This window comes from Trinickia sp. (assembly GCF_035492435.1).
In the GTDB taxonomy this organism is placed as follows: domain Bacteria; phylum Pseudomonadota; class Gammaproteobacteria; order Burkholderiales; family Burkholderiaceae; genus Trinickia.
On sequence record NZ_DATJJF010000093.1, the window covers coordinates 1 to 13,513 of the forward strand.

Sequence of the window (13,513 nt, forward strand, 5' to 3'; positions counted from 1 at the left end):
CCGAAGATCACACCGAAGGGCGCGGCGCCGACCAACATGGGAATGGTGTCGCGTGCGCCCGCGCCGAATTCAGCGAGATTGCCTGGCTGTTGCGTTGAGTTCAAGGTTTCCTCCGTTCAGAGCGAGGATAGAGCGCGCGGCCCGCGGGCACTTGTACGTTCTTGCGGTCGGCTTACCTTGAGGCGCGTTTGGTCTTCTAGCGCCAGCGTCCGGGTGGCACGCCGAAGGTCTGTTTGAAATGCCGCGTGAAATGGCTTTGATCCGTGAAGCCGCTGGCTGCCGCCACGTCCGTCACCGATTCGCCCGCACGCAACGCCTCCAACGCACGGTTCAGACGCATCTGGTTACGCCACGCATGCGGCGCCAGCCCGATTTCGCGGGTGAACAGTCGCGCCGCGTGGAACGTCGATAGCCCCACCGTCTGCGCCAGTTCGGTGAGCGACAACGGCGCTGTTAGGTCTTCGACGAGACGGGCCTTCATCACGTCCACGCGCGCGGTATCCATCCGCATGCGCGCCACCGGCAGCCGTTGCCCGGCATGACGCACAAGCAGTGTCGACACCGCGTCGAACAGCGCATGTTCTGCCGCGAGCGGATCGGCGCCTGTTTCCAGTACCTGATGCGCAAGCTTCACGCGCCGGGCGAGATCGGCATCGCGGATGACGTCGGTGGAGAACCAAGGCATTGGCTGGACGGCGTCAGCCACTTCATCGGCAATCGATTGTACGAAATCGACCGGTAGATAAAACACGCGATACCGCCAGCCCAGATCCACCGCCCGCGCACCGGTATGCACTTCGCCTGGGTTGATGACCGGCACCGAGCCCGCCTCAGCCACATAGTTCGATCCGCGATAGTCATAATGCTCGGCGCCCGCTTCAATCACGGGGATGGTGTACGCATCATGCCAATGGGGTGTGAAGGCGTGATCGTAATACTCGGCGGTCACCATGTCCGCGCCGGGCACGAGCGGCGAGCGCCAATAGCGCGCGGAATTGCTGAAACGTGCGGCAGTCATGGCTTCGCGATTACTTTGCAGGAAATCGCAAGTTTATCCCCGTCCGCCCGCCTGCGTTTTTAGCGGCTTTTGAAAACCGCCGAGGGATTGTTCAGGCCTCTATGAGGTTAATCAGAGTGCCGCAGCGAGGGGCGTGATGAAGCTGGTCAGTGGTTCCGCCACGATGGGTCGAAGGACCGCAACGGGTCAGGGGAGTCCATGCCTCTGGGCTGGCCCGGCCGACAAGTTCTAAATCGAAATACAAAAGGCCGGCGCAGTTCACTTGCGCCGCGCCGTCGACAGCCGCCTCAAATGAGCAGCGGATTCGCCAATGAGGTCCTAAAAAATTCCTGTCGCGCCAACGTAATGGAAGGCTAACGACTCAACCGGGACAATTCATATTTTTCATTGCCCGTTCCATGTCTTCTGGACTCACATCGCGCGTGTGCGTCGCAATGTGCCACTGGTGTCCGAAAGGATCTTCGACGAGTCCCCAGCGGTCACCCCAGAACATGTCGGCGATCGGTGCAACCGCGGTCGCACCGGCGGCGACTGCCTGTTCAAACACCTGATCGGCATTCTCTACGTACAAATAGAGACTGACGGGCGTCCCCTTGAGCGCCTTCGGGCCCAGCATGTTTTGTTTTGGCGTTTCGTCGGTCAGCATCACGACGGAGTCACCAATTTTGATCTGTGCGTGCCCGATCTTGCCTTCGGGGGTTGGCATGCGAAAAAGTTCGGTCGCCCCAAAAGCCTGCTTGTAGAACTCGATTGCCTCCGAAGCGTTCGCGCACACGAGGTGCGGCGTGAGCGAATGCATGCCTTCGGGAATCGGCCCAACGGATGGCGTAGACATGGTGATGGCTCCTGTTCGAACGTGGTAAGAAATGGAGCCACGCGCCTTGCTGCCGCATGCGCCAGCCCCACACTCACAACGAACGATACAGCGCCGAATCGACAAACGCCGGCCGAACTGATGGCAAATCAGGCCACACTCGGCCCGGCCGGCGTTTGGAAGAAGGTCGTTTCGACTGAATCGCCCTGCCTGCTTACGCTCCGCACTCTCCTACCTTGGCAATGTGCAGGATATTCGTCGTGCCCGATTCACCGAACGGCAAGCCCGCTGCGATGACGATGGATTGGCCCTTTTGGGCGAAACCGGAGCTTTGCGCCTCGTCACAAGCCAGCGCGATCATGTCATCGACGTTGTGCGCATTCCGGTTCGCTACCGGATGGATGCCCCATACGAGAGCCAGCCGCCTTGCAACGATCTCCGAAGGCGTCATCGCGATAATCGCGGTTGCCAGGCGCTCTCTCGCTGCCCGTACACTCGTGAAACCCGACGACGTGTAAGTCACCGTCACGGCCGGCTTGATGAGCGCAACGACGTCACGCAGTGCACAGCAAATGGCGTCGGCTGCCGTCGCTTGAGCTGCCGCATGCGACGCATCGATTCCAGCGCGGTAATCAGGGTCGCTCTCCACGCGTTCGACGATGCGATTCATCATCGATACGGCTTCGAACGGATACTTCCCGCTTGCCGATTCCGCCGACAGCATCACGGCATCCGAGCCTTCGTAAATCGCATTCGCGACGTCCGATGTTTCCGCACGCGTCGGCACCGGCGAATTCGTCATCGATTCGAGCATCTGCGTCGCGATAACGACAGCCTTGCCCATCGCGCGGCAAGTGCGCACGATGCGCCGCTGCAACTCCGGAATCTGTTCGGCCGGCAGTTCGACACCGAGATCTCCCCGTGCGACCATGATGCCGTCGCAACGCTCGACAATCGCCTCGAGATGGTCGATGGCAAGCGGCTTCTCGAGCTTCGCCATGACCCAGGCACGATCCCCGATAAGGGCGCGCGCCTCGTCGATGTCTTCAGCGCGCTGCACGAACGACAAGGCGACCCAGTCGACGCCGTTTTCGAGTCCAAACGCGAGATCTTCGCGATCTTTGCGCGTCAGCACCGAGATCGGCAGCATGACGCCCGGCACGTTGACGCCCTTGCGGTCAGAGATGCGACCGGCGACGATCACCTCGGTGTCGGCGTAGTCACTACCCTTCGACTCGACGCGCAGGCGCACCTTGCCGTCGTCGAGCAGCAATTCGGACCCAGCCTCGATCGCCTTGAAAATCTCGGGATGAGGCAACGAAGCACGCGACGCATCACCCGCTGCAGGGTTCATATCGAGGCGAAAACGCTGCCCTTTCTCCAGCTCGGCGCTGCCACCTTCGAACGTACCGAGCCGCAGCTTCGGCCCTTGCAGGTCGAGCATCACCGAGATCGGACGACCGCTTTCCTTCTCGAGCTTTCTGATTTCGGTCAAACGCCGCAGATGATCTTCGTGGGAGCCGTGACTGAAGTTGAGGCGAAACACATCGACCCCGGCTTCGAAGAGCCGCTTGATCATCGACCCATCCGAACTCGCCGGACCAAGCGTTGCGATGATCTTTGCGTTACGTTGTCGCTTCATCTGCGTTCTCCTCGTGTTGGCTTTAATCAGGCAAAAAACTTTAGTCCTGGCGGACACCGCCGAAAAGACCATTCGGAGTCAGCAATGACGGTACAAGATGTATCGAATCCGCCACTGAGAGTCACCATTGAAATCAAATCGAAAGAAAGTCGTCGTTGTGCGCGACGAGTTCGGCCGTGGGTGCCAAGCTTAACTGGGCATTAATTAGCCCGTGTCTGCCCTCTGCCCCATGCGCCAGCGATTGTTCGCTCGATGAAGCAATGCGCCGATCACGTGTTGAGCAGCCGATTAGCTCCCCGTTGGGCGCCTATTCCGGTCTGAACAGCTGCGTGCAGAACTCGAGACCATCCGCACTCAGCGTGGCGGTCGTTCTGTCTTCGTCTTCGTTTGTCCTCAGATCGACGAGGTTGGCCGCCTGCAAGCGTGTCAGCGTGCGGCGCAACGTACTCATCGGCAGATCCGCCCGCTTGCAAAGCTTCGGAAGCGACCACGGCTTCTCTGGCGACTCCTGCGAAGCCGTCCACAACTGCAGCAGGACCGTCGCGACGACGGGATCGAATTCGTCTTCGTTGTGATGTGCTTGTTCGTCAGGGACCAAGTTGTTCTCCTCATCGGCGAAATGTCGATTGCCGTCGATTGCCGCTCGCCCACCTTCGCAGCCGACGTCCCGTTGTGGCCGCTATCGCGCGCACTGCGCGGCTAGCTTGCCGACTGTCATTAGCGCGCTTTCGAGCGCCGCAGACCACTGATAACTATAGTTGAGACGGATGAAATTGCTGTACGCGTTCGACGTTGAAAACATGTATCCGGGCCCCACCGTAATGCCGTTTTCGAGCGCAAGGTGATAAAGCTTCATGGAATCGACCTTTTCGGGCAACTCCACCCACAGCACGTAGCCGCCCATCGGTTCGGAGGTGCGCGTGCCCGCCGGGAAAAAGCGATCGACGATCGTCTTCGTGAGCCTTGCCTGCTGCCGGTATAGCTTGCGCACGCGGCGCAGATGATGCTCGTATCCGTCCTTTTCGAGGTACTCGGCGATGGCCAGTTGAGGAATCGACGGCGTCGTCAGCGTGTTGAGAAACTTCAGCTTTTCGACCTGATCGCGATAGCGTCCGGGCATGGCCCAGCCGATCCGAAATGCCGCCGACAAGCTCTTTGAAAAAGACGCGCAATGCAGCACCAGGCCCTTCTTGTCATAGGACTTCAGCGAACTCGGGTGTGATTCACCAAAATAAAGCTCGTTGTAGACGTCGTTTTCGATAATCGGTACATCGTAGCGCGACATGAGCGCAACGAGCTCGCGCTTCTTCTCGTCTGGCATCTGAAAGCCGAGCGGATTCTGAAAGTTCGACATGACCATGCATGCGGCGATGCTGCGCTTTTTCAGTATCTCCTCGAGGGACCCAATATCGATGCCTTCGCTCGGATGCGTCGCGACTTCGATGGCACGCATGCCCATACGCTCGATTGCGTGCAGCATCGCGTAGAAAGTCGGCGACTCCACGGCAACTGTATCGCCAGGCTTGCCGACCGCCTGCAAGCAAAGATTGATGGCTTCGGTTGCGCCGACGGTCATCACGATCTCGCGCGGATCGACGGCAATACCATTTTCCAAGTAACGACGAGCAATCTGCCGAATGAGATTCGGATTGCCCGGCGGCAACTCATCTGTCACGCCCCATATCGCCTTGTCTCGACCAATCGCATACGCGTATCGATTGATTTTTTCAAACGGGAAGAGTCGTGGATCTGGGTATGGCGAACCGAGCGGAATTGCCTCGTCGGTGCCGATCGAGCGCAATGTGGACAATACGAGACGGCTCACGTCGACCTTCGACGAAACGGCAATCGGCCTCGATGTGCGCAACCCCATTACGTCCTGTTGCGCGGCGCCCCGTGCCCCGCGGCGCACGAAGTACCCCGATTGCGGGCGGCTTTCGATCACGCCCTTGCTTTCAAGCAGCAAGTACGCACGAATGACCGTGGTGATACTCACCTGCCGGTGCTGGCTGGTTTGCCGTACCGACGGAATACGATCTCCCGGGCGAAACACGCCGCGCCGGACGAGATCGTCGATGTCTTTCGCAAGCTGTTCGTACAGTTTCACGAGCCGATAGTTTTACACCCTAGGCGCACGCCTCGTGCGCCAATCCGGGTAGTTAATGACCCGTCTACGCCCACATTGCGCGTTTGAAGCACAGTTTTTCCGGACATAAACGTCTTTCGAACTGTACTCTTTTTTTAAGTGCGGATGTGTGCCCTTCAGACGCACCCTATTGCTCTTAATCTTCGATCCCATGAACGATGCCAGAGCGACACCCGTCACGAGGGGGCGGCATCACCCGAAGTCATTGGAGCCGAAGTAATGGAAAAGTCCAAGCCGCAAGGACGTATCGAGCCCTATCATCATCCGGCCGCCGGATGGGGCGCTCTGAAGTACGTCGCGATCAACCTCATCAAGGAAAAGGTGTCGGGCGGCAACTATCGCACGCTCTTCAAGCAGAACCAGCCAGATGGGTTCGATTGCCCGGGTTGCGCCTGGCCTGATCGTAAGCACTCCTCAACATTCGAATTCTGCGAAAACGGCGTGAAAGCCGTTGCCGCGGAAGCCACCGCGAAACGCGTCACGCCTGCGTTCTTCGAAGCGCATACCGTCGAAGCGCTGATGAAGCAGACGGACTACGAACTCGAGCAGCATGGACGCCTGACCGATCCAATGGTCTATGACGCTGTGTCAGACAAGTACAAGCCGATCTCGTGGACCGATGCTTTCACGCTCATCGCTGAGCATCTGAAAAAGCTGCCATCGCCGCACCACGCCGCTTTCTATACGTCGGGCCGCGCCAGCAACGAAGCGGCATTTTTGTATCAGCTTTTCGTGCGCATGTACGGCACGAACAACTTTCCCGATTGCTCGAACATGTGCCATGAGGCGACAAGCCGCGGCCTGCCTTCGACAGTCGGAATCGGAAAGGGCACAGTGTCGCTCGACGATTTCGAGCTCGCCGACACCTTTCTCATCTTCGGCCAAAACCCCGCCACGAATCACCCGCGAATGCTGGGTGAGCTGCGCGAGTGCTCACGGCGCGGTGCCACCATCGTCTCGATCAATCCGCTACGCGAGCGTGGACTCGAGCGGTTCGCGAGCCCGCAGCATCCGATCGAGATGCTGACGCTCTCGAGCACGAAGATCGCATCGACTTTCATTCGCCCCAAACTCAGCGGTGATTTTGCGTTGATCAAGGGCGTGGCCAAGCGTGTGCTCGAACTCGACGATGAGGCCCTCGAGCGCGGTGAGGAGCGCATCCTCGACATCGATTTCATCGAGACGCATACGCACGGATTCGATGCGTTCGCGGCGGACCTGCGCGCTGAAAGCTGGGCCTCACTCGTAGCCGAATCGGGCGTTCCACGCGAGGACATCGAAACGCTCACGCGCATCTATGTCAACGGCAAGCGCGTCATCGCAACGTGGGGCATGGGCATCACGCAGCACAAAAACTCCGTGGCGACCGTGCACATGCTCTCGAATCTCATGATGATGCGCGGCAATATCGGCCGTGAAGGCGCGGGGCTGTGCCCCGTGCGCGGGCACTCGAACGTGCAGGGCAATCGCACGATCGGCATCGAAGAGAAGCCGACGCAAGCCTTTCTGGATCGGCTCGGCAAGGTGTTCGACTTCGAACCGCCGCGTGAGCACGGCTACGACGTCGTCGAGACGATCGAAGAGATGCTCGAAGGCCATGTGAAAGTCTTCATCGGTCTCGGCGGCAACTTTGTGATGGCAACGCCCGACACGCCACGGACGTTCGACGCGATGCGCGCGTGCAATCTCACCGTTCATATCACGACGAAGCTCAATCGCAGTCATCTCGTCCACGGCAAGGACGCGCTTATCCTGCCAACGCTCGGGCGCACGGAAATCGACGTGCAAGCCGGCGTTTCGCAAGGCGTCACCGTTGAAGATTCGATGAGCATGGTGCACGTTTCGTACGGAATGAACATTCCGGCCTCAAAGAATCTGCTGTCGGAGGTCGCCATCGTCGCGAACATGGCACACGCGACGCTTGGCAGCAAGAAGGTGGATTGGCTCGGCGTCTCGAGCGATTACGCGCGCATTCGCGATTTGATTGAGGAAGCGGTCGAAGGCTTCGACAACTACAACGCGCGTATCGATCAGCCCGGCGGCTTTCATCTGCGTGTGGCATCCCGTGAGCGCGACTGGAAGACGAACACGGGCAAGGCCAACTTCATCGTTCATGCTATCGAACAAGACACGCCGATCGCACGTGCGAAGAAGCTCCACGGAGAGCGCTGCATGGTGTTGATGACCACTCGCTCGCACGACCAGTACAACACGACGATTTACGCGCTCGACGATCGGTATCGCGGCGTGTTCGGTCATCGCCGCGTGGTGTTCATCAATCGCGACGACTTGGCCATGCTCGGTCTCAAAGCGGGCGAATGGGTCGATATGACGACCGTATGGGACGATGGAATCGAACGACGCGCGAATGAGTTTCTGCTCGTCGAATATGACATTCCCCGCGGGTGCATCGGCTCCTACTACCCGGAAACGAACCCGCTCGTTCCGCTTTCAAGCACTGGCGACGTCTGCAATACGCCGACGTCGAAGTCGATTCCCGTGCTGATTCATCGCAGGGCGGCGGTGGCTGCGGCAGCATAGAATGGCGCTGCGCGCGGCGCAGGTCGCGTGAGATAGGTCGATCAGTGCCGCAGGCACTGAGCGACCTGCGATACTGCGTTTTTCTTTTCGCCAACGCCAACCATGATCGTCAGGCCTACACAGCATTGGTTCCGCTTGCTTTTCGTCTGGCACGGCTCGGTGTTGCAGTCCATCATCCCGCAGTTGCTGTTAATGACCGTCATCGGCTGCGTGGCCGTGGCAACCGACGGACGCGTTCTCGGCGAAAAGATTCCGCTCAACACGACGCCCTTCACACTGTGCGGCGTTGCGCTGACGATCTTCCTCGCCTTTCGCAACAATGCGAGCTACGACAGGTACCGCGAAGCGCGGCATCTTTGGGGCGGCGTGCTCATCGCCACGCGCGCGCTAACCTCTCAAGTCATCGCCTATGTTCCCGAAGGCATTGCCGGCTTCGAGCACCGGCACTTTGTGCACGGCTTGATTGGCTTCGTCTATGCGTTCAAGCATCAGTTGAGGAAATGCAACCCGGAGCCGGACCTATCGCGCTATGTCGGCGGCGAGCATGCTGCCGCATTGCAGGCGATGCGATTCCGACCGATCGCCATCCTCAACGAAAGCCGTCGAACGCTCGCGTCCCTTCATCGCCGCGCACTGATTTCCGACATCCAGCTGTCGATGTTCGATATTCAGGTCAACGAACTCGAGAAGGCCGTAGGCGGATGCGAGCGCATCGCCTCGACACCGATTCCCTTCGCGTACGGCGTGCTGCTTCACCGGACGGTCTACGCCTATTGCATGCTGCTTCCTTTCGGCCTCGTGGATTCGCTCGGATACTTTACGCCGCTCATCTCGGTGTTCGTCTCTTATACGTTGCTTGCGTTGGAGGCGATTGCGGCTGAAATTGCCGAGCCTTTCGGAACGGCGCCCAATTGCCTCGCGCTCAACGCTATCGCACGCACGATCGAGCGTTCGCTGTTGGAGCTGTGTGGCGAAGCGCTTCCGGAAGAGGAAAAACCCGTACGTGTCTATGAGTTGACCTAGCGGTCCCCCGAAGTGCCGCGGTACAACTCGTTCATCTCCCCAACGGATCGACATCAAAACCGGCCAGGCGCCACGCATCGATACCGCCTGCAAGGGGCAATGCAAGCTTGACGCCGGCTAGCCGCAAACGCTTGGCCATCCACGCCGCAGATACCTCGTTCGGGCATGAACAGTAGATGACGAGCGTCCGGTTCACCCCATAGCGTTCCACGATCTCCTGCAGCTCCCGTTCATCGCCAAGTACGGCGCCCGGAATGAGAAACGGATCGAGTATTCTCCGCTCTGCGGAGCGGATGTCGACGACGACTGGGCCTGGGTTGATCGCGAGCAGTGCACGCAACTCGCTTACGCTGATCCGCGCTTTCTCGAGCGCCTTCGCCAGTATGATTCGCCGGCAGTACCGATAGAAGACGTACAGTGCCAGTGCGACTCCAATGACAGTCACTGCTTGCCTGCCGAGTTGAGAGGCAAGCACAAAAATCACGTCGATTTGCGACGCGAACACTACACCAGTGGCCAGTCCAACCGATGCCCAGAGTGTCACGCCCGCGAAATCGTGCGATATGAAAGAACGCAATCTGACGGCCATCGCACCGCATAGCGGCACAACAACGAGCGACAGGCCGGGAACGAACCGCGCCACGATTAAAACACGCACGCCCCAACGCCCAAAGAACCGCTCCGTCTTACTGATGCACGTGTCTGCTGACAGCGAGAATTTGCAAAGGGTATTAAGCGTGCGTTCGCCATAGCGCTTGCCGCCCGCAAACCAGACCAGATCGCCCAGTACGCCGCCAGCAACAGCGGCGCCCAGGATCATTACGAAATGTGAGAGCGCCGAAGATAAGACGCCCGCTGCGAGCGCGATGCTGGCTCCGACCGTGATCAATGTCGGCATGACGGGCACCGGCAAACCTAGCGCAGCGCCAAGCACGTTCAGAAAAACGACCAACGCGCCGTACCGCGCGATCAGTTCATGCGACAACATGGTGCCCTTTCCATCCTGGTTGATCGCGCCGAGCTCGAAGGTCGTTTATTGCTCTCATCAACTGGGGCGTTCCTATGCGGGCCGCCTTGCGGCCAGCATCTCCACCCAACCGATTCTAGTGTCGACTGTGATGCTACCCGATCTGCACTACTTCGCTCGTGTCAGTTCTTCCTTCGGCGAACGTTCAGTTCGCGGCGAAGCCTGTTTGACGGGGCCTGCGGTATCGTCGACCTCCTGCCGAAAGCGGTGCACATCCCGAGTGACAAAGCCAATTTCACGGCTGGGAATATCGAACCACTCGGGATGGCCGAATGAACGGCGAATGTCCTCGAGACCGCTCGCCCAATGCTCGAGCATTGTGCTCTCGCTGAATTCATAGTCCTTATAGTGCCCCTCGAACGACTTGTTCTTATAGATCAGATGCACGATATTCACTGCACTGCCATTAGCCGTCTTCTGCGCCTCCTGAAGCAGCGGATCGGAAAGGCGCACGTTCTCCGGAATGTGCTCGAGCAGCGCCTTGATCATCTGCGCGTGCTTCTGATTTTGCGACATGAACGAGGTGATCGCTCGGGTACGGCTCGAATATTGAATGTCTTTGGTGCGCTCGCTGACGTCCAGAAGGTCGCAGGGCAGCTTGCCCCGTGAGCTCCACAAATCGACCTGAAAAACCAGCGTGTCCTTATGCTGGCACTCTCTGACGATCTCGGTGAGTGGTGTGTTGGAAACAAGTCCCCCGTCCCAGTAAAACTCACCATCGATCTTGACGGCCGGAAACCCCGGCGGCAGCGCGCCGGATGCAATGAAATGCTCCGGTGCCAGGCGCATCGTCGAATTGTCGAAGTAGACGAGGTTGCCCGTTCGCACGTTGACCGCCCCAACGGATACGCGAATGTTCCCGTTATTGATGCGATCGAAGTTTGTGTATTTCAAAAGCGTGTCACGCAATGCCGAGGTGTTGTAGTAGCTAACCTCGTCGGGGCGTTTCTTGCCAAGCGCTGCGAACGACGCATCGAGGCGTGGGGAAAAAAAGCCCTTCTGGCCTTCCAGCAGCGTGCGCGTTGCAGCCCACGCGCTCAACCACCTGCGCCCTACGTCTTCAAGCCCCGGCCACGCGGGAATGCGCGCGCTCAAGTGCGAGAAGGCATCCGCCTTTTGACTGATCGTATTCCAAAATCCGCGCAGTGCTTCCACCCGATCCGCCGGCGCGTTGCCGGCGATAATCGCAGTGTTCAGCGCACCGATGGATATGCCGGCAATCTGCGTCGGTTCGATACCGATTTCAGCGAGGCCTTCATAGACGCCGGCCTGATATGAGCCGAGAGCCCCGCCCCCTTGAAGCACGAGCCCGATCTCGTCATAAGCGGGAAGCTTCATGGGGTTCGGCTGCTTTAGCTTGTTACGCTGGCTCGACATGTTCGCCTCCCCAATGCATGAACCAACTGCGGGCGTTCTGTACCATACGTCCCCCTTATTGGTTGACTGCCAATTTCATCGACTCGCCGGCTGCGAGGTAGTCATAAGCCACTTCGCCGATATCGAGCGTGAGATTCGCAATGATGTGACGTGCACCGATGACCTTGCGAACGGGTAGATCCGCAACCGATGCCAGTGCGTGCGGATGCAGATGGAGCGCTGCGGGCCCTTCCCACGCGCCGATGATATCGACGTCGCGCAAGAAAAAGCGTACCAGCTCGCAAATGCGCGCCGAGCCATCGACATGCGGAATAACCTTGAGCAGGTAATTGGGTGTGTCCGCGAGCTTCTGCCGCTCTAGCGCCGCATCGATCGCGCGATACTTGTAGCCCATCGTTCCGGTGGCGACGCGTTGCGTCCCATAGTCGAGCGTGCCGGTCAGCGTATCCTTGCCGTCGATGGACAGTCGCGGCGACGCGAGCTTCTTCGGAAACCCCCAGATTTCCCGGCCGCCTGCAATGGGTCCCTCATCGTCCAGATACATCGAATGCGTGTAGTTCCCACGATTTCCGTTCTCGTCGAGAACCGAGATCACCTGGCCGCTCTCCGTGTAGTCGCCAAACCCCGATGAGTCCGGCATGCGGATGAACTCGTAATGGACGATCGCGTGATCCACCGTCAAGGGTTCCGGAACGACGGCCTTGAGCGCGTCCATGTCGGTTTCATACGAAATGATGAAGTACTCGCGATTGATGAAGCGAAAAGGCGGACGCGGATACGCCGGATTGTGGACAGGCATGGCAAAAGCGTTCTTGCGAATCTCTTCTTCTGTCACGAAATCGCTCCTCGGTTAGTAAGGACTACATAGCGATCAGCCGCATGTGTTCGCGTCGAGCAGAGAGGGCCGCAGCCACTTAACGCTATTTTTAGGAGTTGCATTTGCCGCCGCGATTTACATTACTTGTGCGGCTACCGCTTAGGCAAAGCCTAGGCGTGGTCATTGAGCGGCAGTAGTCCCGCGAACGGGCACACTCTGTTGCAGCGCAAACAACAATGTAGGACAAAACGACAAAGGTATCCGAGCAAGGCAATGTAGACAGAGTGCTCTGATCGGCTGGTGGCTAGCTTGCCGTCGCATCGAATACTGTATATATTTACAGTATTGAGGCTTCCCGACGCCGCTTGCCATGTTTGATGCAGCCCTGCTTGAATACGAAGAAACTGAATTTGACCGAACTCAAATGGAGCGCGCCATTCAACGCGCTGCCAACGATCTGCAACGGATCATCGGTACGCTCGCACAGCGCCATTTGCCCCGTCGCTCGCCACCTTCAGCGCTGACTTGGCGTTGGCTTATTGAACTCGAGGAACAGGCGTTCTCGGATCTCGGATTTCAGTCGCGCCACGACACGGGCATCATCGATTCGTTTCTACGCCTGCGTAACAGTCGCTTGTCCGGGCCGAATATTGACGACGCAGTGGACTGGCGCCGCGACGATGACGACTTGCCCGCGGTGTACTTGATAGTGCGAGCCATGATGGAGGCGAAGGCAACGGCTGAAGCATGAATGACGTTGCCGGTGAGGTCACTGTCGGCAACGGCGGAAATGGCACACGGCAATTTGATCACCGCAATAATGCACGTCTCACAGTTCGGGCGGTACGCGAAGCTCGCCCCGCTGCGTTCGAGCGACGGCATGTTTTGCCCCCTATGACGTACGGCTCTATTACATGGGCACGCCCTGTTGCCGTCGCAACCTAACAAAAATGTAACGCTTTGGACGGCAAATAGAAATGGCCGACAAGCTATATTGATACACGTGTGGTTCAGGAATGGACCGCACTTACTCTCCTGTTCTGGAATGGTCCTCGGAAAAACCAGAGCATCCTTGGCCGGCCTATCGCCGGCTTCTTTTTGCTTTCCT

Annotated in this window: 11 protein-coding genes and 1 pseudogene; 3 read left to right on the top strand and 9 right to left on the bottom strand. The window is 58.6% G+C overall.

The window, feature by feature from the left end; translation table 11 throughout:
* The 6 genes and pseudogenes from VL598_RS06625 to VL598_RS06650 all read right to left on the bottom strand — a co-directional run.
* Positions 1–104, bottom strand: a pseudogene (locus VL598_RS06625) (branched-chain amino acid ABC transporter permease); the annotation flags it as partial.
* 92 nt (positions 105–196) lie between these two features.
* Positions 197–1,018 carry an AraC family transcriptional regulator gene (locus tag VL598_RS06630; protein WP_325325902.1) on the bottom strand — a complete coding sequence of 274 codons (822 nt, stop codon included), beginning with the start codon at positions 1,016–1,018 and terminating at the stop codon, positions 197–199.
* A 361-nt stretch (positions 1,019–1,379) separates the two neighbouring features.
* Entirely contained in the window at positions 1,380–1,853 is a 474-nt protein-coding gene (locus VL598_RS06635) for a VOC family protein (protein ID WP_325325903.1), read from the bottom strand.
* Positions 1,854–2,046: 193 nt separating this feature from the next.
* The gene (gene pyk, locus VL598_RS06640) at positions 2,047–3,474 is read right to left on the bottom strand and encodes a pyruvate kinase (protein WP_325325904.1); all 1,428 of its coding nucleotides are present in this window, start codon (positions 3,472–3,474) and stop codon (positions 2,047–2,049) included.
* Between the two features lie 307 nt (positions 3,475–3,781).
* Positions 3,782–4,072 carry a helix-turn-helix domain-containing protein gene (locus VL598_RS06645; protein WP_325325905.1) on the bottom strand — a complete coding sequence of 97 codons (291 nt, stop codon included), beginning with the start codon at positions 4,070–4,072 and terminating at the stop codon, positions 3,782–3,784.
* Between the two features lie 81 nt (positions 4,073–4,153).
* Positions 4,154–5,581 (bottom strand): PLP-dependent aminotransferase family protein, encoded by a 1,428-nt coding sequence (locus VL598_RS06650; RefSeq protein ID WP_325325906.1) that lies wholly within the window; start codon positions 5,579–5,581, stop codon positions 4,154–4,156.
* 258 nt (positions 5,582–5,839) lie between these two features.
* Here VL598_RS06650 and VL598_RS06655 point away from each other — a divergent pair, with 258 nt between their 5' ends.
* Together VL598_RS06655 and VL598_RS06660 are read left to right on the top strand one after the other, a co-directional pair.
* Positions 5,840–8,161, top strand: a complete 2,322-nt coding sequence (locus VL598_RS06655) for an FdhF/YdeP family oxidoreductase (RefSeq protein WP_325325907.1) — start codon at positions 5,840–5,842, stop codon at positions 8,159–8,161.
* A gap of 102 nt (positions 8,162–8,263) precedes the next feature.
* Complete coding sequence (locus VL598_RS06660) at positions 8,264–9,184, top strand: bestrophin family protein (protein ID WP_325325908.1); 921 nt, start codon at positions 8,264–8,266, stop codon at positions 9,182–9,184.
* Positions 9,185–9,215: 31 nt separating this feature from the next.
* Here the strand turns inward: VL598_RS06660 and VL598_RS06665 are convergent, their stop codons facing one another.
* The 3 genes from VL598_RS06665 to VL598_RS06675 all read right to left on the bottom strand — a co-directional run bounded on the left by VL598_RS06665 (position 9,216) and on the right by VL598_RS06675 (position 12,423).
* Positions 9,216–10,169, bottom strand: a complete 954-nt coding sequence (locus VL598_RS06665; RefSeq protein ID WP_414718667.1) for a DedA family protein/thiosulfate sulfurtransferase GlpE — start codon at positions 10,167–10,169, stop codon at positions 9,216–9,218.
* A gap of 150 nt (positions 10,170–10,319) precedes the next feature.
* On the bottom strand, positions 10,320–11,549 hold the full coding sequence (locus tag VL598_RS06670) for a patatin-like phospholipase family protein (RefSeq protein WP_325325910.1): 1,230 nt from the start codon (positions 11,547–11,549) through the stop codon (positions 10,320–10,322).
* 94 nt (positions 11,550–11,643) lie between these two features.
* Complete coding sequence (locus tag VL598_RS06675) at positions 11,644–12,423, bottom strand: acetoacetate decarboxylase (protein ID WP_325325911.1); 780 nt, start codon at positions 12,421–12,423, stop codon at positions 11,644–11,646.
* Positions 12,424–12,829: 406 nt separating this feature from the next.
* Between VL598_RS06675 and VL598_RS06680 the strand changes: the two genes are divergently transcribed.
* Entirely contained in the window at positions 12,830–13,156 is a 327-nt protein-coding gene (locus tag VL598_RS06680) for a DUF2471 family protein (RefSeq protein ID WP_325325912.1), read from the top strand.
* Positions 13,157–13,513 lie beyond the last annotated feature (357 nt).

Coding starts and splice junctions, on each gene's coding strand:
- VL598_RS06635 (WP_325325903.1), bottom strand. CDS start 1,853: ATGTCTACGCCATCCGTTGGGCCGATTCCCGAAGGCATGCATTCGCTC.
- VL598_RS06660 (WP_325325908.1), top strand. CDS start 8,264: ATGATCGTCAGGCCTACACAGCATTGGTTCCGCTTGCTTTTCGTCTGG.
- pyk (WP_325325904.1), bottom strand. CDS start 3,474: ATGAAGCGACAACGTAACGCAAAGATCATCGCAACGCTTGGTCCGGCG.
- VL598_RS06670 (WP_325325910.1), bottom strand. CDS start 11,549: ATGAAGCTTCCCGCTTATGACGAGATCGGGCTCGTGCTTCAAGGGGGC.
- VL598_RS06655 (WP_325325907.1), top strand. CDS start 5,840: ATGGAAAAGTCCAAGCCGCAAGGACGTATCGAGCCCTATCATCATCCG.
- VL598_RS06680 (WP_325325912.1), top strand. CDS start 12,830: ATGGAGCGCGCCATTCAACGCGCTGCCAACGATCTGCAACGGATCATC.
- VL598_RS06630 (WP_325325902.1), bottom strand. CDS start 1,018: ATGACTGCCGCACGTTTCAGCAATTCCGCGCGCTATTGGCGCTCGCCG.